Raw genomic sequence first — 18773 nt, forward strand, 5'->3', positions numbered from 1 at the left:
GCGGTGCGGATGTTTGGTCACGGACGCCTGAGCGCCAAGGCTTTGAGCAATTCGCCGTCGGGTAATGCCGGCCCAGCAGGCAGGATCACCGACATGCCGTATGGGTTCGAAAATTCCCACACGGACCAGGGGATATGGAATTGTTCGGCCAACCGTCTGACCGCGCTTATGTAGCGCAACCGGTCGGCATCAAAGGCGCCCATGCGACCGTCGGCAGACATGAGGATGACGCCGAACTCGCCCATGAACAGCCTTTCGCTCGGAATGCCGTGTTCCCTGGCCCAGCCGACCACTTTCTGAAAGCTCACGTCGAGCTGGCTCTGACCCCAATTCTCTTGGAAGTACTTATCGATGACCCCGCGGGCTTCGGCCAGATTCGATCGTTTTTCGGCCGGACTCAACCCGGCCACGTCCATGCGCGCTTCCAATCTGGCTGCCACCGAGCCGGGTGTGCCGCTGGAAGCCGGCCATGGAAGACCGGACGAAAAGCCGTTTGGTTTGTCCGAGCGCTGGTGCGTGAAGCTGTGCGGCTCGTACATGTGAAAGCTGTAGTAGATATTCTGGTCGTCAAAATCGGGATCGAGGTTGACCAGCCCCGCAATGCTCCCGCCACAAGCACCTGTTGCCACGATAGTCAAGCTGTTGCTGACGGAGCGGATGTCACGGACCGTAGCAGCCATGATGCGCTGCCAGTCATCGCTGCCGCCGGAGTTGCAGGGATAATAAGCGGGTTCGTTGTATGGCTCGAGCGCTACCTTGTCAGTGCTCACCTCAACGAGCATTTGGGCAACATCTTTCACCATTTCTCGATAGCGGGCGACGCCCTCGGTGTCCGCGCCGTCCTGGATAAGCGCCATGCTATAGGCCGGAACCTGCGAAACGCCATGCAGGTCGAACACGACATTAAGGCCGCTCGAGGTGACGCGCTTGACTGCGTTCGAAAGAACCTCCAGCGCCTCCTGCCGCTGCTTGCCATGGCTTGCGACCAGAGGGCCCGGATCGACGCTCAGCCGAACAAAGTCGAAGCCCATGGACTCGATCCGTGCAAATTCCTCTCCGCCCGGCCAGTCGGAAAGCGGCCTCGAGCCGGCGAGCCACTCCTTCTCGCTACGGTACGGAGGCCAGACATAGGATCCGTCCGCATTGATCGGAGACCAATTCAGCCATTCGTGTACGCCGACCCCACGGTGAAGGGTGAGAGGGGCAGCCTGGGCTGTCGTAATGGCCAAGCCGAGCGCCCAGGCAATGGTGGCAGCTCTCATCTGCTATCTCCGCCTCCAGATAACGGATGTTAACCGCGCAACGGTAAAGAAGATTTCCTCTACAGCGCCCCTTTTGTCGTTGCGGGTGGCTTGGTCATGGCGGCGTGCAAGTGAAACTCAGCTGGTATCTCAACCGACTGCGAAACATGGAACCGGCCGAGGTGCTTCACCGGCTGGTGGAGCAGCAGCGAAAAATCGTCTCGCGATATCGTGACGGTGGTTGGGAAAATTATCCTGCCCCCGAGTTGCATACGGTCTTCCCGCAATGGCGTCACGCTCTGCTTGCGGCGACGCCGCCCCAAAGGCGTGCAATCGAAGCCGCGGCACAAATGGCGCTTCAGGGCAGGTTTTCCGCATTGGGGCAGGAATGGCCCGCCCGCGCCCCCCAATTGCTGTATCCTGCTGAGTTCTGGCGCTTCGACCCGGTGACGGGCGGCTATTGGCCCGGCGCCGAGGCATACACATTTGCTATTGACTTCCGGCACTCCCATCGACGCGGCGATATAAAATACGTTTGGGAAGCCAATCGGCTCCAGCAATTGCCGGTGTTGGCCGCGTACCTTGTTCTAAGCGGCGACCAGGGGGCGCGCGCGGCAATAGAGGCCGCGATCGGCAGTTGGCATTCGGCAAATCCGCCCTTTCGCGGTGTCTGCTGGGCCTCAGGCATCGAAGTGGCGTTGAGAGCCATCAGCCTAATCGTTACCCTCGACCTTGCTGGCAAGAGCCTTAGTCCGGACACGCGACGGCAAGCGGGCGAAACACTGGCCGCGAGCGCCTATTGGCTGGCTCGGTTTCCCTCTGCTTTCTCCTCGGCCAACAATCATCTGGTGGCAGAACTCGCCGGCGAATATCTGATCGGTCTCGCCTTTGGTGCGAAGGCCGATGGCCCTCGTAAAGCGCTGCTTGACGAGACGATGAAGCAAATACTCGCGGATGGAACCGCCGCCGAGCAAAGCCCGACCTATGGGGCTTTCACGGCCGAACTGGTACTGCTGTGCGCTGCAGCGTCAAACGCACGGGGCGTTCCGTTTCCGCAGCATGTGATGACGGCGCGCCTGAGCGCCTTTGCAGACGCTGTGGATTGGCTACCCAGAAAGGCTTCTTACGGGGACAACGACGAGGGCCGGATTCTCACTCTGGGGAACGAGCGGGATTATGTTTTCTCGGTTGCCGCCGCAATACGGGGCTTCCTTCGCCAAACCGGTGGCATGCCGGCATCAGACGATTTTCGAGCGATCCTCTTCGGTGCCCCCGTCGCACCAATGCCTCAGCCTGTCGGACTAAAGACGTTCGTCGATGGGGGGCTTTCGGTTTGGCGCGGCGAAGTAAATGGCCGCCTGGTTGAGTTGATGTTCGATCACGGCCCCCTCGGCTACCTCTCGATTGCCGCTCACGGCCATGCCGATGCATTATCGCTGACTTTGTTTGTCGATGGCAAACCGGTGCTGGTGGACCCCGGTACCTGGCTCTACGGTTCGGGCGGCGTGTGGCGTGACTGGTTTCGCTCTACGCCCGCGCACAACACCCTGAATATCGAAGGCGAGAGCCAGAGCATCATCTCGAGCAAGTTCAACTGGTCGCACAAGGCGAGGGCGATCCTGGTGCACACCGAACCGGAGCCAAGCTGGAGTCTTCGCGCCCGGCACGACGGTTATGAAGGACGTTTCGGGGTAGTGCATCAACGGACCATCAAACATCGTTCGGACGACATTCTGGTAACCGATCAATTGCTCGGTGGCGAACGTGCGGCTGAAGTCGTGTTCCAACTGGCGGCTGGCCTTGTAACCCGGCGAGACGACGAACTCGTGACGGTCATGCGGGACGACGAACCGCTATTGGCTATCCGATTTCCAGATGCGGCTGTTGAGATTAGCGCTGGAGGTGAGAACCCCGGTCAAGGCGGCTGGGTGTCACCGCGCTTCGGCCATCGGATGCCGGCTGAACGGGTCGTCTGGCGCGGCATGCTCGCCGAGGAAGGGGTCCGCTTCGGCATCAGACTGATCGAGCCTGCTCGGGGGGGCGACTCCGGCAGGCTCCGGACCAAGCAGATTCAGCATCAATTATAGCCTGACTTTTATCGGTTCAGTCACCACTGCTCTGCTAAGTCGGGCATCAGTCATTTTCTCAGGACGCCATGCTCACTGAATTCTGCACAAAGATCATACAGAAGCTTTACAATATCGACTATGTAACGCTCGGCCTTATCCTTGGGACGGCCCTCGTATGCGCGCTGATTATTTATTGGCGAAAGGCAGAACACAAGTCGGTCCGGGATTTTTTCGACTTCGCGTTTCCGGCGGAAATCATCATGCATCCATCGGCGCGCGCCGATGCCATGTTCTGGATCACCAAACGACTGATGATGCCGTTCCTGCTCATTCCGGCAGGCGCCACATTCGTGACCGCCGTGGGATATGCGACAAACCAAGCCATCAGTTGGATTTTCGGCATCGATGGAACGCTGATCAATGGTCCGGCCGGGCCGGTCACGATCGTGATCTTCACGGCGACCATGCTGCTCGCCTACGACATTTCCTACTATCTCTATCACGTCGCGCAGCACCGCTACCCATTCTTGTGGGAGCTGCACAAGGTACATCATTCGGCCGAAGTGATGGTCGGCATCACCAAGGACCGCGTGCATCCGCTCGATGACCTCATGAACCGCCTCTGGGACGGTGTTATTCCCGGAATATGTTTCGGCATCTGGAGCGTAATCGCGCTCAACCCGGTCGAGATCGCCGTCTTCGGCCTGAACGTCTATGTCCTGCGCAATATCCTGATGATGGACTTCGTGCGGCATACGCATCTGAAGATCTCCTTCGGCCCCCTGAACAACATCATCCTTTGCCCGCATTGGCATCAGATTCACCACAGCGTCGACCCGCGCCATTACGACAAGAATTTCGGCTTGCTGTTCTCGTTCTGGGACCGGCTGTTTGGCACGCATTTCATTCCGGATCCGAACGAGGACCTGAAATTCGGGATCATGGACCGCGACGCCAAAGACTATCAGTCGCTGGTCGGGCTCTACATTCTGCCGCTCAAGAAGATGTGGCGCCACATTGCACGTCGGCTCCGGCGCCGCTTCCAGGTCAGTGCGCAAACACGGAATGCGTCGCCATGAATGTGCATGCATCGATCGACGCCGCCGGCGACGAGCGCTTGGAGATCGTGGAGTCCCCCGACCGCCTTGCAGCGATCGAAGAGCAATGGACGCGGCTGTGGCATGCCACCGATGCCCTCATCTTCCAGAGCCATGGCTGGATTTCGGCCTGGTGGAAGACACTGAAGCGCCAGGAGCAGACGGCGCTGCGTATTGGCCTGGTCTGGAGCGGCGACACGCTGGTCGGGCTTATTCCCTTGGCGATAAGCCGGCGCAAGGGCCTGCGCCTTTTGGAGTGGGCGGCCGTTGCTTATGCCGACTATGGCGACATTCTTTGCGCCCCGGAATGCTCAGACGCGGCGCTGCACCGATTGTGGACCAAGATATGTGAGGCGGGCGGCTTCGACCTGGCCTTTATCAACCGTCTTTTGCCGGACGCTGCGGCGTGGCGGCTTTTCGAACCCGGCAAAGCCAGCGGGGTCAGGCTTCGCGCAAACCACAGGCAGGAATTCAGCTCTCGCATCGCCGGCGACTGGGAAAGCGGGGCGGCATGGTTGGCCAGCCGTCCCAAAAAGACCCGGCAGAACTACCGCCGCAGCATGAAAATGCTTGAAGAGGCCGGGTCTGTGGAGATCCGCCTGCTTGGTGCGGACGAGCCCCTCGGGCCCGTGCTCGACCGGTTGGCCTCCCTCAAGCGGAAATGGCTTGAAAAGACCGGCCTCACATCCGAACTCTTCGACGAAGGAACTCCGGTCCTTTCGGCCTTGGTCGACGTGCTGGCGCGTGCCGGGATACTGCGCCTGTTCGTCGTCGAACTTAACGGTGTCATGGTGGCCGCCGAGATTAATTTTGTCCAGCGCAACACCATGATGGCGTGGGTGGCAAGTTACGACCCGGAATTTTCGCGAGCCTCCCCAGGCACCGCCCTGATGTTCAGCTATGTGCAATGGTCGTTCGATCATGGTCTGAATATGGTCGACCTGCTTTGCGGCAGCGAGGCGTATAAGGACCGATTCTCGACCCACGTAGTCACTTTGAAGTCCGTCATCGGGCCTCGCACTGCGAAGGGTTCGCTTGCGCTTTTGGCGGACGGGATGCGCCAGAAGCTCCGGCAAAGGCGCGACGCCAAGAGCGAGCCGCTCGATGAGCCTGACTGATCGGGCGCTCGTTCTACGAACCAGCGATCAAGTCATTTCAGGTATGCGGTCATTCGATCGTGGGCTTCTCGCCCGCGACAAGGCAACACTTCAGGCCTTCAGGTCGGTCGGAGTGACCAAGGCAGGCAAGGACGCTTCACCGCGATGGGCGGCAGCGGCATCTTGCCAGACAGCGCAAATCCTGTCCGCGTAGGGCCCGATACTCAAGTGCCGACGTTGAAAGGCTTGTGCCGCGGCGCCAAGTCTCTGCCGCAATTCTCCATCCTGAACCAAGCGGCTCAAAGCATCGGCAAGTGCTGAATCGTCGCCGGGCGGAACAAGCAGGCCGGTTTTGCCGTCCTTCACAATGTCTTCGACCGCCCCCACAGGGGTGGCGACAACGCCAAGGCCCGAAGCCATGGCTTCGATGATGGACATCGGAAGGTTTTCGGCGTGCGACGGCAAAGTCAAAATATCGCCCGTGGCCAATAGGCGCGCCGTCTCCTCCGGCCCCAGCCATCCTGGGACAGTTACCCTATCGGCGAGGCCCAGCGCCGTGATCTCCGACTTGAGGTCGTCGACCGCACCGTCTCCCGCCAGCGTTGCACGCCAACCTGGCACGTCTTTCATCCGTGCCAGGGCCTTGACCAGATGCGGTACCCCTTTGCGGTCGGATATTCGTCCCAGGAAGAGAATGTGAACGCTCGCGCCACCTCCGACATGTGCCACCCGAGGCTCTTCTACCGCATTGGGCACAATGACGATCCGTCCGTGCGCGTTCGGAACCCGCTCGGCTATGAAGGCCTGCCATGGCGTGCCCAGCACAATGATGCGGCTCGCCTTCTCGAACAGAGCGTGGATCGAGCGGTCTACAATCGGGCTGCTGTTGGACCAGAAGCTGCGGAATTCCGAGCCATGCAGATGTATCACATAAGGAACGCGCATCATGCGGGCGCAGGCCGCGATGACGATCTTGCGGTACGTGCTCCCGCGGCTCGAGAGATTGATATGCACCAGATCGAGCCGTCGTTGCAGTCGCCATGCCGCAATGCGGGCGCAGAAGTGCGTGAGATGGAACAAGGAGAGCGCAAGAGCGCCCTTGCCGCGCGTCGGCGCGAAACGCGCAATGACGCCGTTCGGGCGCCGTTCCAGTTCGGCCTTGAGGGCCGCCATTATGCGATCAATTCCACCTTGCCCAGTACCGCCGGCAGGCGTCGCCACCAGAACATTCAATGGTTGATCGATAGAAGCGTTGCGCAGATAGTGTCTCGTCATCGCATCTCAGCCAGCCAAGCCGGCAATACAGTCGAGCGCTGAAGGATCCGTTAAGCCACGGTTACGACCGACGAGTCTGGAAGCCCTGCCAGGGCCAACGGCCGCAACTACAGCCGACAATCATGTCACGGCAGGGTGCGCCGTCGATCAAAGCAGGGCTTCGTAGAGGTCTCCGATCCTTGCCGTATCAAAGTCGGCGGCCCGGCCTTTCAAGGTCGCCGCGGGCGTTGGACGGTCAAGCATTTCGGCCATCGCCCTGGCCATGGCCGGTGCGTCGCCCACAGGAACGAGTGAGCCGTAACGGCCATTGTCGAGAATTTCGCGCGGCCCATGAGGCGCGTCGGTGGAAACCACGGGAACCCCTGCCGCCATGGCTTCCATCAGCACATTGCCGAAGCCTTCGCTGATCGAAGAGAGGACGAACAGATCAGCCACGGCATAACAGGCATGCGGGTCGTTGACGTAGCCTGCGAACAGCACCTGATCGCCGATCCCACACTCTTGCGCAAAAGCGCGCAATTCGTCCTCGATGGGGCCTTCTCCGAAGATAACCAGCCGTGCGGGACGACTCTCACGTAACAGGGCGAAGGCCCGCAGCAAGGTCCGATGGTCCTTGACCGGGACCAGGCGTCCGGCAGTAACGATGACCGGGCCGTCGCCCATCGCGTCCAGTTCCTGCCGCCAGGCATGGCCTTCCTGTTGGGTGGCTACACTCTGTGGCAACGGGTTGTGGATGACTGCAACCTTGGAGGGCGGAAAGCCCCGCGCCTCGAGTTCGCGGCCAATCCCGGCAGAGACCGCTATGGCCTCCGTCGCGCGTGCGGCTACCAGGGACGACAGCCAGACCGCGACTCTCGTGCCCAGGCGTCCGGCCGCCAGCGACATCGCCGCGTGGAAGGTTGGAAAAAAGCGTGCCCGGCTTCGTGAGAATAGGAGTGCCAGAGCGGTGACAAGATTGGCGAATTCCGGCGCACTGAAGACGGCATCGGGATTGAGGCGTCGCAATATATGCGCCGTTCGCAACAGGCCGCTCAGTGTCGTTGGTTTGCTGTATCCTTCGCCCTGCAGAGGCAAACCGAGATCGACCAGGTTGACTTCGCCGGCAAGCAGGGCGGCATTGGGGCCGCCGGCATTCCAGGCCAGGAGCGTGACGTCATGGCCGCGCGACGCCATCTCATTGGCGATGAGCACGAAAACACGCTCGGCCCCGCCCCCCCTGAGGCTGGGAACATGGAAGACCAGCCGTTTCGGCATGTCAGGCAGGGCTGCGGCGAGGGTCATTGGGTTGCAGGCGCAAGTCTTGCCGGATGCCCCATGCGATCGACAGCATCATGCCAAAAGCGAAACCGCCGAAGGCGCCCAGCGCCACAAGGAGCATGGTTCTGGGTGGCCAGGAGCGTCCTTTCGGTGGCACCGCGGCGGAAATCACCTGCACGTTCGTCGTGTCGATCTGCTCCCGTTCGCTCATTTGGCGGGTACGCGACAGGAAGCGTTCGTAGATTGCAGTCTTCGAAGCGGCGTCGCGTTCGAGTTCGCGCAGCCCGACCTCCGAGTCATTGTCGGTGAAGACGTCGCCCTGCAGGTTGTTCATCTTGGCGACAAGCGAGTCCAGTGAGATCTTTGCCGCGTCGCGGCTGGCCTTGGCGGCTTCGACCGTATGCTGGTATTCGGCCTTTACCTGCGTGTTTACCGTGTCCAGTTCGGCTCGCAGTTTGAGAATTAAGGGGTGACGTGGACCAAGCTGCACCGATTGCGAGTTGAGGTCCTGCCGCAGGCTATTGGCCTTGTCCCGCAGATCGGCCAGCGTTCCCGAAACGGTGGGGCTCGCGTTGTTTCCATTCACGCCGCCAGCGACCAGGGTGTCATAGCTTGCCTGCGCTGCTGTCGCGCGGGCTTGCGCCTCCACAATCTGAGAATTGAGCTGGGTCATGGCTTGCGAGCTGACAAGCTGGCCGTTGCTCGAGGACAGTTTGTGGTCGCGTCTATAGGCTTCAACCTTCTTTTCAGCCTCCAGCACGTCAGCCTTCAACTGCCGCAGACGGCCGTCAAGCGCTGCCGCAGCGCGGCTTGCTCCCTCAGCTTCCGACTTGGCGAGTTCCTCCTGGAACGTCTTCACGATGGCTTGCGATATCTCGATGGCCTTGTCCGCCGTTTCCGCAGAGACGGATAGGGTCGTGACGAATGAGTGTTCATCCGCTTCGGTCTTGACGCTGTCCTGCAGTTTCGCAACGGCCGCAAGCTTGGCGTCGGATGCCGTGCCGCTCCTAGCGATTGCGCCAGGCGCAAACTCGGGATCGTCGGCCAGGTTGAGCTCATCCACAACATGTGAAAGGACGTTGCGGGAGGTCAGGACGCGCTGCTTGCTGCGCGCATTGAGCACCTGGCTGTCGACCTGGCTCGATTGCGCGTACAGGTCATTGTCCATCACCTGCAAATTGGCAGGATTGATCATGATGTCGGTTGCGACAGTGTAGCGCTTCTTGGCCGTGAGCCCATAGAAACCGCCGGCCAACGCACCCGCCAGCGCCAGCACCAATGCCGCCTTCAAACCAGCTCGCAGCCAGACAAAAAGACGGCGGAAGTCCAGCTCGAGGAAATCTCCAATCTTCTCCAGCGTGACGGTCGCGACCGGTTCCGTTTCCGGCGATGAAAGCGCGACCTTCGTTTGCTGCTGCACTCGACGGGGTCGCCCGGCCGCAGGCTGCCCGATGTGGCTCGCATAGGCCGGCGAATATGAGCCCGCGGGCGATCGCGTGTCAGCTATCGCCGATGCAATGCCCAGGAGTGATGTATTGGCGAGCCGCCGATTGGCTTTGCGCGCGAGAGCATCAATGCCGAAATCCGCAGCAGACGGGTGGGGAGGCGACTCGGACATAAAGCTGGCTCATGAACATACGCTACGTGCTGCCAGCATCGGCATTACCTTACCTTCATTAAGATTGGGTTATCCAAGTTCTTTTACCCTTATGGAATGGAATGTCGCGTGAGCGAGGCTAGGGGTCGCTGAGCCCGTGATTTCAATCACAAACCACATGCTGGTCAGATAAGCCGTGAGTGTCATCCCAAGCGTGAGGCAATTCGTGTCGACCGAGGCACGCCGGCAAAATGCTATATCTATCCTGTTATTTATTTTTGCGGCTTCTGCTTTCGTTCTCCGATCTGTCATCTCTCCACAACTGATGAACATGGTGATGTCCTATTCGACGAAAGGCGGCTCCTTTCCGGAGAAGCTGCACATAGGGACATATGCAATATTTATTTTGCTCGCGGTCATTCTTGGAACTCGGCCAATTCGGCTCGAAGGCGACGAGATTAGGCTATTCAAGTCGACATTATGCTTTTCGGCGCTGCTCGTACTCATCACGCCTTATCTTTTCATCATGGGCCGTGCCGGCTCCGCTGGCTTCATTATCGATTCCTACTTGGTCGCATGTGCGGCTGCGATGATCATGCTGTCTCTCAATGACGAGGCGCGGAGAGCGATCGGAAATGTGATGCTCGGAATGGTTGTCCTCAGCGCGATCATGGGAACGATAGAAGCCGTCACCCGGCATCGGTTCCTGCCCTATCCCTTGGAGGAACTGGAGTTTCGGCCGATCGGACTGTCGTCCCATCCCTTGGCGCTAGGATCGCTTTGCGCCACGGCCATTGGCTTTGTCACGCTGACGCGATGGCCTATCTGGGTTCGGGCGCTTTGCGTGTTCATTCTCTTCATCGGCACGGCCGCCTCGGGCGCTCGAGCTGCTTTACTTCTCGCCACTGGCGAGATCCTGTTCCTGCTTGTGTTCCTGCCTTGGCCGGGCCTGTCCTCCAGAGATCAACGACAGGCAAAACTGTTTGTGCTGATGTTGACTCTGCTGGGCGGCGCCGTGCTGATTGCGGCACTTTTTTCTGCAGGGCTGCTGAATCGGTTCAGCAATACGATCTTTGACGAGAACTACTTTGCGCGCGTCAAGATATACGATGTATTTCAGTTTGTTACCTGGAAGGATATTCTGCTTGGTATGAATCCCGACGACCTGCTGAAGATCGTCAATGAAAAACTCGGACTTCCCTATATCGAGAGCGCGCAGGTCGTCCTCACGCTGCTGTTTGGCCTGCCGATCGCCTTGGTCTTCGCGGGAGGCTTCTTCTGGTTCATCTTCCAGTTGCTCCGCAATGCGCCTCGGGCCGCTCACGTGGCTGCGATTGTTTGCCTGCTTGCGGCACTGTCTAATAATGGCCTTTCTTCGAAGTCGCCGGACATCGTGGAACTCGTGGTATTGCTGCTCGCCTTTCGAAACTTGGCTCCGGCCCGGCGCCTCCAGGCCGCTCCGCCGCTTCGTTGAGGCGATGATCAACCGGCGCTATCGACCACTTCCACCCTGCCGACACGGTTGAGAGTGTGGATGCCTCTGCGAGCCCAGGCAGATCCGGAGAGGACAGGGCGGGGCGAGGCAAACTGAACATCATCTCGGTCGAGCCGCACGAGTTGCATCAGGCCCAAGCCGCCTCCATAGGCTTTCGATCCGTTCTGTACCGGAAGCAGGAAGTCGCTCCCCTGTCGAATAAAGGCGCCGCCAGGCCGAGCTGCAGAATGGTCAATCGCGATCGGATTAAGCGCGTGGGCAATCCATGGCCCTCGCAATTGAGCTGCAGAATAGGCCACCATCGTGTCCGAAGCGCTGCCGTAACCAAAACGCTCAGTGCCAATCAGCCAGAGACGACCTCCACGCTCCAGCAGTGTGGCGTCGTTGATGTCCCGATCGCCGATGAGAATGGTGTCACGTACCCAGACATTCGGAAACTGTATGGCGCGGTACAGCACAAGCTCGCGTGCCGCCGCACTCTCGGGAATCATATAGATGTCGTCGCCGTGCGCGAAGACTTGCGGATAAGAGAGGTGATGCAGCTCCTGCAATACGCTCGTCGGCCTTCCGAACGTACCGTCCCCACGCAATTCCGTGACAGAGATAACGCCGCGACCCGTGGCGTAAGGAAATTCCTCTACGAACAAATAGACGCGGCCATCGAGCTCGAAAACAAAGGGGTCGGCGTAGAACCGTTGGCCATCATCCGGCAGGACGGTGAAGGGAGGACCGTCAAGCTGCCCCGTTTCCGCGACCCCTGGCCGGTCGATCAACCGGTATGCCACTTGCCAGTAAAAGGGGCGGCGCCCACGCCTGAGCTTTCGGACAACGCGTTCTGCAATGCCTTTGCCCAAGAACAAAGGATAGTGCCAGCCGAACTGCTTATGAACAGCGACCGCAATTGGCGCATCGGCAATGACTGGGGTTTTCCCTGCAGAAAAATGCCCGACGGCCTGCACGATCAGCGAAATCGCACCGGCGAGCAGGTCGTTGGAGGCTCGTGTAAGCCAGAGCCGGTCGCTGACCATCGGCCGCGCGCGGGCAACGATGGCGCCGTTGATGCGGGCAGCAAGTTCCGGCAACCGACCACTTGCGACCATCGCGCTCAGACCCGCTGGAAAGCTGTCGCAACCGCAAAACTCGATCGTCAGAGCTGGAGCACTTGACTCTGCGGCATTGCCTGCCAGATCGACGACAAGATCTGCCGGCGTGAGCCCCGTGGCGGGCAGAGGTTCGCATGTGGTCGCAAGCGAGCAGCCGAATTGCCGGCTTTCCAGGGCCAAGACTGCTTCCAATCCGCGCGGCGCTGACAGCTTTGTGGGGGCATGACGGATCGAGACGATGTGGCCGACCGCAGCCAATCGCGTCACCACCTCAACTTGCCATCGCCGGCATCCGGCGGTTGGAAGTGTGACCAGGACGCGCATCGCCGAAAAACTCATAATCAAATCGCCAAAACGCGATTTTCACGCGAGAGTCTTACAATCAAGTGTCTGTTTCTGATGGGGACATGGCGAGACGCCAGTTAATCGACAGCCATGTGCGCGATGCGGGGAGCAATCCCGGCAACGGGCGGTCGCGCAATTCATCAACTCGGCTCGTACTTCGTCGCCAGCAGGTCGCGTATGGCGCCTGCCTCGAAGCTAAGCTCGCCGGCGTGTCGGACGAAGTTCAGCCGTGCAGCGTGCCCTGCAGCGGCGTTGCCGGCCTGCCATGCGCGGCAACGCCCGATCTAGCACTCCGCCAGAGCAGGCTCGCCCTTGCGCTCCCGGATCAGATTCACGAAGCGACGAAAGAGGTAGTGCGAATCCTGCGGGCCGGGCGATGCTTCGGGATGGTGCTGCACCGAGAACACGGGCCGGCCGGTCAGCGCGATGCCGCAATTCGAGCCGTCGAACAGCGAAACGTGGGTCTCCTCCACGCCTTCGGGCAATGAATCGGCGTCGACCGCGAAGCCGTGATTCATCGAGACGATCTCGACTTTGCCGGTGGTGTGGTCCTTCACCGGGTGATTGGCGCCGTGGTGGCCCTGGTGCATCTTCTCGGTCCTGGCGCCGAGCGCCAGCGCCAGCATCTGGTGGCCGAGGCAGATGCCGAAGATCGGCAATTCCGTGTTGAGCAGGTCCTGGATGACGGGCACCGCATATTCGCCTGTCGCAGCCGGGTCACCAGGCCCGTTCGAAAGGAAGATGCCGTCGGGCTTCATGGCGAGGATCTCGTCGGCGCCGGTCTTTGCCGGCACGACCGTTACCTTGGCGCCAAGGCCCGCAAGCAGGCGCAGGATGTTGCGCTTCACGCCGTAGTCGACAGCCACGACATGGAGTTGCGGGTCTTCCTGCTCACCATAGCCCTCGTTCCAGACCCAGGGCGTCTCGTGCCAGACGGACGACTGTCCGGATGTCACTTCCTTGGCGAGGTCGAGCCCGACTAGACCGGACCAGGCTTGCGCCTGCCGCTTCAAATCATCGATATCGAACTTGCCGTCGGGCGAATGGGCAATGACGGCGTTCGCCATACCCTTTTCGCGGATCAGCGCCGTCAGCGCGCGGGTGTCGATGCCGGAAAGCGCGATCACGCCGCGCCGCTTCAGCCACTCGTCGAGATCGGTCGCGGCCCGGTAGTTCGACGGATTGGTAATGTCGGCCTTGAAGATCGCGCCGACGGCGCCGGCGCGGGCGGCAGGCACCAGGTCCTCGATATCCTCGTCATTTGCCCCGACATTGCCGATATGCGGGAAGGTGAAGGTGACGATCTGGCCGGCATAAGAGGGGTCGGTGAGAATTTCCTGATAGCCGGTGAGTGCCGTGTTGAAGCACACTTCGGCCACGGCGCTGCCGGTGGCGCCCAGGCCTCGCCCTTCGATCACCGTGCCGTCGGCAAGAACGAGCAGCGCCGTCGGCGCTTCGATCCCCCAGGGAGCGGTGATATCGGACATAGGGCTCTCCACAAATTAGGGCATGCTTCATGTTCGCGCGCCGGGGCACTGGCCGCGCAAAAGGCGCGGACGCAAAGGCGGGCAAACACGAGTTCATGCGAGATCTGGTAAATAGGGGATCGATATCGTCCGGTCAACTTCCAGCGACTGAATTCGTTTCTTCAACCAAAACAAAGGCTTGGGGCTGGGAAGCACGATTGCGCGGACCGCAGGGCAAGGTTATCCTTCGAGAAATCATCAGGAAGGCTTGGGAAATGCGCGAGACGATCAATGAAGCTTTGAAGACGGCATTGAAGGCGCAGGACAAGAGCCGCGTCTCGACGCTGCGCATGATGCAGGCGGCGATCAAGGACCGCGACATCGCCAATCGCGGCACCGGCAAAGGAGCCGCCACGAACGAGGAGATCACACAACTGCTCGCGAAGATGGTGAAGCAGCGCGAGGATTCGGCGAAGGCTTTTGACGAGGGCAACCGGCCGGAACTCGCTGCGCAGGAGCGCGCCGAGATCGAGATCATCCGCGGCTTCATGCCGAAACAGCTCAGCGACGAAGAGGTCGAGAAAGCCATTCAGGGTGCTATCGCTTCGACTGGCGCGGCCGGTGCTAAGGACATGGGCAAAGTGATGACGGCGCTGCGCGAGAAGTTCGCCGGACAGATGGATTTTGGCAAGGCGAGCGGGACGGTGAAGCGGCTGCTCGGATAGCAGCCCAGTCGCCGCAGTGCCGTCGTATGGATCGTCGAAGAATCTGGCAGAGCCGATATCGATGCTTTTCGGCAGGCTCATCGGTGGGGGGCTAGAGCAGCCGCGATGATGAAGGTTCGGGCAGGTGCGCGGTTGGGCTGCCCCCTAGCGGGTTCATGCCGCTGCGTTCAGGCGCTTTTCGGCCATTGGCGCGGATCCGGGCAGACCGCAGCGGAAACCCTCGCGCCATGTCGGAAATTTGAGCTGCAGACCGAGTTCACGCCTGGCCTTCGCATTCGAAGCTCCGCGGCCCTCGTTCATCCATTGAACGGCCGCTTGCCCGGCAAGGATGCGCCCCAGCCAGGCAGGCAAACGAAGCGGGCGTGGCGCCCCGACGGCGTCCGCGAAATATGGCAGCCAATCCGAGACTTTGGCCGGCTCGTCGTCGGCAATGTTGTATATGCCGCGACGACCATGCTCCAGGGCCGCTACAGTTGCGGCGGCGGCATCGTCGACGTGGATCCATGACCATACGCCTGCTCCGCTTCCGAGGATGGGGAACATCCGCTTGCGGACGAGCTCGATCATGTCTTCCGACGCTCCGGACCCGTAGAAGGCGCCGAAGCGGAGCACGATACCTCTCAAGGGCGCCTCGGTCACCGCGTGTTCAAGATGGCGGAGGGCTGCAAGCGACTCGACCTGAGCCTTTGCCGGGCGGGGATCGGACGGATCATCTTCGGTTTTCACCGGCTCGCCCTCACGGATATTGTTCCAGCCGGTAAAGCTCTGGGCAACAAGGCATTCCACTCCTGCTGCCCCGGCGGCGGCAAGCAGATTGTCGGTTCCCATTGTCCTGAGCGCATTGGTCGCGGCGAACCAGCGGTCGAAATGCTTGAGATCCGGTCTGCCTGCCAGCGCCGTCATCTGATGCACAACCGCGTCCGGGCGTGCCTGGGCGACGGCCTTGGCGACGGCGGCCCCGTCGAGACCGTCAAGGACAACGGGGATTGCACCGACGCTGCCGAGCTGTTCCGCTTTTTCGGCGCTTCGTGTGGTTGCGGTCACCTGATGCCCCCGATCGATCAATTGCCGCAGGAGCGGCCTGCCGATCGCACCGGTGGCTCCGGCCAGAAACACCCGCATGGCATATCTCCAATCGGTGAGAGACCATTCACTTTCCAAAAGACATAGGCTAGCATGCAAGAAAGCTCAATAGCGTTCGGCAGGCTTCCGGAGGGCGAGCAGAAGGGCCATGAAAAGCGGAATTCGAACGGAAGCAGCCGAAAGGGTATTCCAAGCGGCGCTGCGCCTCTTTGCTGAGAAGGGGTATGAACGCACCTCGATCCCCGAGATCCAGGCGGCCGCCGGCCTTTCTCCGAATTCCGGTGCCCTCTACAAGCACTTCCCCTCGAAGAAGGCGCTGCTCGAAGCCATCGTCGAGCACTACATCGCCGCCGCGAAATCCGCTCAGTCGCATCTTGCCGACCACGATTTGCCGCCACGGGAAGCGTTGGCCTGGATAGGCCAGAGGACCCTTCAAATGATGGCCGAGCGGCGCTCCGAACTGCGCATCTTCTGGCGTGACCTGGAGCAATTCCCGGAGCTGCAGCAGCGCGTACGCGAGAGCGTCATGCGAGCCACCTATCAAGGCCTGGCGCGATGGCTCGAGCGCCAGCAAGCCCTGGGCCGTTTCCAGGTCAAGGACAGCCGGGCGTCTGCGGCCGTTCTTGTCGGAAGCCTGGCCATGTTCCGGGCTTTCGAAGCCCTTTGGGGAGAGAAGGCGATCGACGTCGCAGACGAGGATTTCCTCTCGGCATGGCGGGAGTTCGCGGAAAGTGCCTTGGGTCTCGGGCGACGAGATCCATGCTAGCCCGATCAAGCCAGCATCGTCTCGGCGACTGGCGACCCGTGGTGCTGGAAATCCAACGACAGCGCGCCTGTAACCGCGCTGATACATTTGGCCGGATGCCCCGGCTCGGCACGGCATCAGGCGGAAACGCTTCGTTATATATCCTGCCCGACACGCACAGGGTTCACGGCTTTGTCACGAGGCGAACATGGGCGATGTCTACATTCCAACCGTCTGGTCGCAACGCTACAGAAACCTGCCGGCCGCTGAACGGGCAGACGTGGACCAGGAGGTCGACAAGCGGTTGAAGGAGAGGACTGGGATCAGCCGCACTCTCGATCCCAAGAAGGACCACGATCTCGCCAACCGGTGGCTGCGCATCCGCGACGAGGTCATGGCGCAGATGGCCGGAAAGGGTACGCCCGATCCGCGCAAGACCAGCCGCGGCCTGGCCTTCGGGTTGCCGTCGCCGATGAAGAATTTCGCGTTCCTGCTGCTTTACAACTACGACATCAACGACCACCGCCCGAAACCCGAGCACCTGAAAGTGCTCGATGGCGCGGTCGGTCCCCTGATGAATACGCCGGGACTGGACCTCCATATCGGCGTCATCGGCTATGCAAGCAGGACGGGCAGCGACGCGGACAACCAGATCCTGTCCGAGCGCCGGGCCGCCGAGATCGACAGATACCTGCGCAAGCTCGCCAAACCGTCCGTCTTCTTCTTCAAGGCGGGCGGCTCGGGTGAGAAGGACCAGGTATCGAAGACTGCCCAATATCGCGATGCCTGGCCGCTGCTGGAATCGCTCGACGAAGACGAGCGCGACCGCTCGGTTGTCGTCATGATCCAGTGGCAGTCGATCGGCGTTATCGACGCGCTCAATCAGCCTAATGTCGATTGGGACAAGGCATTCGACCAGGCGGCTAGGCGAGCGGCATTGCTCTATGCGCTGGGGGCGTTCACCAAAGTCGCCGCTGATTATGCTCCCTCGCCCAAGGTCAAGGGGGTTCCCTCACCCTGGAACCCGGTGACAGGCTGGCCGAACAGCTGGACGAATGATCGGCCGGATGGTTGGGCCGTGATGAACGCCATTCGGCCCGAGATCATCAGTGACATCGAGCTGGCCGCCAAACGGAAGGGCCTCAACATCTCGCGCGATGAGATCGAGCGCCGCTACGAAGGGTGGCTGAAGAGCCCGACGAACAAGTGGGTGCCCCGCGCTCCATAGGAAGGGTCTTCATGCAGCCAAGCTTCTGCAGAGTCTGGAAAGAAATCGGCGTTGCTAAATGGACATGGGATGTCAGGCCGACCCTCATGATCCCGATTCAGCGTCCGAGCCTGGTCCTGCTTCGCAACGCTGGCGGACACTGGCCCGCGGCCGGGCCGGGGCTCAGCATCACGCAGATCGACAAGGCCGGGGTCAGCGCCGCGCTCGACAGATATCTCGCGGGCTTCGACTTGACTGGCTCGCGCCGGAACGGTCTCAGCGGAGAGCTCGGGACGGCCATCCTGCTGGAGATCGCAAACGGCGGCATCCTGCTTTCCGTCGATTCCAGGCATGCAGGCGCATCCTGGCTCAAGGCCGGTCGCGTCAGGCAGGAAGTGTACGTCAGTCGTCCCCTGGTGTCCGAGATTACCTTCAAGTTCCTGCACCATCTCGACGAGCGCGGAAACATGTTGCCCGTCACCCACAAGGATCCGGCGTTCGTACCCGAATGGATCTCCGACCTAGACTGGATCCTGGGAGGACAGGCCAATGTCTGGTTCGAGCTGCAAAAGGCAGAGCCGGTGAAGATCAACAGGCAGCTGGGCAGTCCAGTAAACGACGTGGCGTTCAGGACCTACATCGCCCAGCATAAGGACGCGCTCGCGGACGTGACTGTGTTCCTGGTCGGCAAATGGAGCGGGAGCGGCCACGCCGGCGGAACATTCTTCACCGATTTGGGCGACGTGATCGCGCTCGCCGACAAACCGGGGATCCCGGTGGTCGAGGGCAACAATCCTTTCATCGTCACGCTTGCGCACGAGCTCGTCCATTACGTGCTTCACTTTCGCGGCAACAAGCGCAACATCCACCACCTGCCAGACCAGCACGCGCTGCTGAACAAGCTGGTGGAATCGACCGTGGTGACGCCGTTTCTGCAGCAGGCGCTCAATCCGGGATGAGAGCGCCACGGT

15 protein-coding genes are annotated in these 18773 nt (G+C 60.8%); 8 read left to right on the forward strand and 7 right to left on the reverse strand.

Translation table 11 applies throughout. The features are described from left to right. Positions 1–17: 17 nt before the first annotated feature. Positions 18–1262, reverse strand: a complete 1245-nt coding sequence (locus tag SAZ10_RS11685) for a glycoside hydrolase family 5 protein (RefSeq protein WP_318609381.1) — start codon at positions 1260–1262, stop codon at positions 18–20. Between the two features lie 110 nt (positions 1263–1372). On the opposite strand from SAZ10_RS11685, the gene SAZ10_RS11690 reads away from it, so the two are divergent. The 3 genes from SAZ10_RS11690 to SAZ10_RS11700 all read left to right on the forward strand — a co-directional run bounded on the left by SAZ10_RS11690 (position 1373) and on the right by SAZ10_RS11700 (position 5525). Next, entirely contained in the window at positions 1373–3328 is a 1956-nt protein-coding gene (locus SAZ10_RS11690) for a heparinase II/III-family protein (RefSeq protein ID WP_318609382.1), read from the forward strand. Between the two features lie 68 nt (positions 3329–3396). Further along, positions 3397–4389 (forward strand): sterol desaturase family protein, encoded by a 993-nt coding sequence (locus tag SAZ10_RS11695; RefSeq protein ID WP_318609383.1) that lies wholly within the window; start codon positions 3397–3399, stop codon positions 4387–4389. Beyond that, positions 4386–5525: a GNAT family N-acetyltransferase gene (locus tag SAZ10_RS11700; RefSeq protein WP_318609384.1), complete on the forward strand. Its 1140-nt coding sequence runs from the start codon at positions 4386–4388 to the stop codon at positions 5523–5525. The genes SAZ10_RS11695 and SAZ10_RS11700 overlap by 4 nt, the downstream gene beginning before the upstream one ends. Positions 5526–5615: 90 nt before the next feature. On the opposite strand, the gene SAZ10_RS11705 is transcribed toward SAZ10_RS11700, so the two are convergent. The 3 genes from SAZ10_RS11705 to SAZ10_RS11715 all read right to left on the reverse strand — a co-directional run bounded on the left by SAZ10_RS11705 (position 5616) and on the right by SAZ10_RS11715 (position 9654). Continuing rightward, positions 5616–6779, reverse strand: a complete 1164-nt coding sequence (locus SAZ10_RS11705; protein WP_318609385.1) for a glycosyltransferase family 4 protein — start codon at positions 6777–6779, stop codon at positions 5616–5618. 147 nt (positions 6780–6926) lie between these two features. Beyond that, entirely contained in the window at positions 6927–8060 is a 1134-nt protein-coding gene (locus tag SAZ10_RS11710; RefSeq protein ID WP_318609386.1) for a glycosyltransferase, read from the reverse strand. After that, on the reverse strand, positions 8035–9654 hold the full coding sequence (locus SAZ10_RS11715; RefSeq protein WP_318609388.1) for a GumC family protein: 1620 nt from the start codon (positions 9652–9654) through the stop codon (positions 8035–8037). The genes SAZ10_RS11710 and SAZ10_RS11715 overlap by 26 nt, the downstream gene beginning before the upstream one ends. Positions 9655–9859: 205 nt before the next feature. Here SAZ10_RS11715 and SAZ10_RS11720 point away from each other — a divergent pair, with 205 nt between their 5' ends. Then, positions 9860–11107, forward strand: a complete 1248-nt coding sequence (locus tag SAZ10_RS11720; protein WP_318609389.1) for a VpsF family polysaccharide biosynthesis protein — start codon at positions 9860–9862, stop codon at positions 11105–11107. Between the two features lie 8 nt (positions 11108–11115). Here the strand turns inward: SAZ10_RS11720 and SAZ10_RS11725 are convergent, their stop codons facing one another. Further along, positions 11116–12489, reverse strand: coding sequence for a hypothetical protein (locus SAZ10_RS11725; RefSeq protein WP_412535201.1), 1374 nt, complete (start codon positions 12487–12489; stop codon positions 11116–11118). Positions 12490–12860: 371 nt separating this feature from the next. Then, positions 12861–14063: a glutamine-hydrolyzing carbamoyl-phosphate synthase small subunit gene (carA, locus tag SAZ10_RS11730; RefSeq protein WP_318609390.1), complete on the reverse strand. Its 1203-nt coding sequence runs from the start codon at positions 14061–14063 to the stop codon at positions 12861–12863. Positions 14064–14317: 254 nt separating this feature from the next. On the opposite strand from carA, the gene SAZ10_RS11735 reads away from it, so the two are divergent. Continuing rightward, positions 14318–14767 carry a GatB/YqeY domain-containing protein gene (locus tag SAZ10_RS11735; RefSeq protein ID WP_318609391.1) on the forward strand — a complete coding sequence of 150 codons (450 nt, stop codon included), beginning with the start codon at positions 14318–14320 and terminating at the stop codon, positions 14765–14767. A 153-nt stretch (positions 14768–14920) separates the two neighbouring features. Here SAZ10_RS11735 and SAZ10_RS11740 read toward each other — a convergent pair whose 3' ends face one another. Next, entirely contained in the window at positions 14921–15889 is a 969-nt protein-coding gene (locus SAZ10_RS11740; RefSeq protein WP_318609392.1) for an NAD(P)-dependent oxidoreductase, read from the reverse strand. Between the two features lie 109 nt (positions 15890–15998). On the opposite strand from SAZ10_RS11740, the gene SAZ10_RS11745 reads away from it, so the two are divergent. From SAZ10_RS11745 to SAZ10_RS11755, 3 genes are all read left to right on the forward strand, one after another. Next, the gene (locus SAZ10_RS11745; RefSeq protein WP_318609393.1) at positions 15999–16616 is read left to right on the forward strand and encodes a TetR/AcrR family transcriptional regulator; all 618 of its coding nucleotides are present in this window, start codon (positions 15999–16001) and stop codon (positions 16614–16616) included. Positions 16617–16803: 187 nt separating this feature from the next. Continuing rightward, positions 16804–17823 (forward strand): OmpA family protein, encoded by a 1020-nt coding sequence (locus SAZ10_RS11750; protein WP_318609394.1) that lies wholly within the window; start codon positions 16804–16806, stop codon positions 17821–17823. Positions 17824–17909: 86 nt separating this feature from the next. Further along, positions 17910–18761 carry a hypothetical protein gene (locus SAZ10_RS11755; protein WP_318609395.1) on the forward strand — a complete coding sequence of 284 codons (852 nt, stop codon included), beginning with the start codon at positions 17910–17912 and terminating at the stop codon, positions 18759–18761. Positions 18762–18773 lie beyond the last annotated feature (12 nt).

Source organism: Mesorhizobium sp. BAC0120, assembly GCF_033542235.1.
Lineage (GTDB): Bacteria > Pseudomonadota > Alphaproteobacteria > Rhizobiales > Rhizobiaceae > JAWRCU01.

What these genes read in the sequence shown, in the direction of transcription:
- SAZ10_RS11710 (WP_318609386.1), bottom strand. Translation starts at nt 8,060, where the DNA reads ATGACCCTCGCCGCAGCCCTGCCTGACATGCCGAAACGGCTGGTCTTC.
- SAZ10_RS11750 (WP_318609394.1), top strand. Translation starts at nt 16,804, where the DNA reads ATGGGCGATGTCTACATTCCAACCGTCTGGTCGCAACGCTACAGAAAC.
- SAZ10_RS11685 (WP_318609381.1), bottom strand. Translation starts at nt 1,262, where the DNA reads ATGAGAGCTGCCACCATTGCCTGGGCGCTCGGCTTGGCCATTACGACA.
- SAZ10_RS11715 (WP_318609388.1), bottom strand. Translation starts at nt 9,654, where the DNA reads ATGTCCGAGTCGCCTCCCCACCCGTCTGCTGCGGATTTCGGCATTGAT.
- SAZ10_RS11700 (WP_318609384.1), top strand. Translation starts at nt 4,386, where the DNA reads ATGAATGTGCATGCATCGATCGACGCCGCCGGCGACGAGCGCTTGGAG.
- SAZ10_RS11755 (WP_318609395.1), top strand. Translation starts at nt 17,910, where the DNA reads ATGATCCCGATTCAGCGTCCGAGCCTGGTCCTGCTTCGCAACGCTGGC.
- SAZ10_RS11695 (WP_318609383.1), top strand. Translation starts at nt 3,397, where the DNA reads ATGCTCACTGAATTCTGCACAAAGATCATACAGAAGCTTTACAATATC.
- SAZ10_RS11705 (WP_318609385.1), bottom strand. Translation starts at nt 6,779, where the DNA reads ATGACGAGACACTATCTGCGCAACGCTTCTATCGATCAACCATTGAAT.
- SAZ10_RS11735 (WP_318609391.1), top strand. Translation starts at nt 14,318, where the DNA reads ATGCGCGAGACGATCAATGAAGCTTTGAAGACGGCATTGAAGGCGCAG.
- SAZ10_RS11745 (WP_318609393.1), top strand. Translation starts at nt 15,999, where the DNA reads ATGAAAAGCGGAATTCGAACGGAAGCAGCCGAAAGGGTATTCCAAGCG.
- SAZ10_RS11740 (WP_318609392.1), bottom strand. Translation starts at nt 15,889, where the DNA reads ATGCGGGTGTTTCTGGCCGGAGCCACCGGTGCGATCGGCAGGCCGCTC.
- carA (WP_318609390.1), bottom strand. Translation starts at nt 14,063, where the DNA reads ATGTCCGATATCACCGCTCCCTGGGGGATCGAAGCGCCGACGGCGCTG.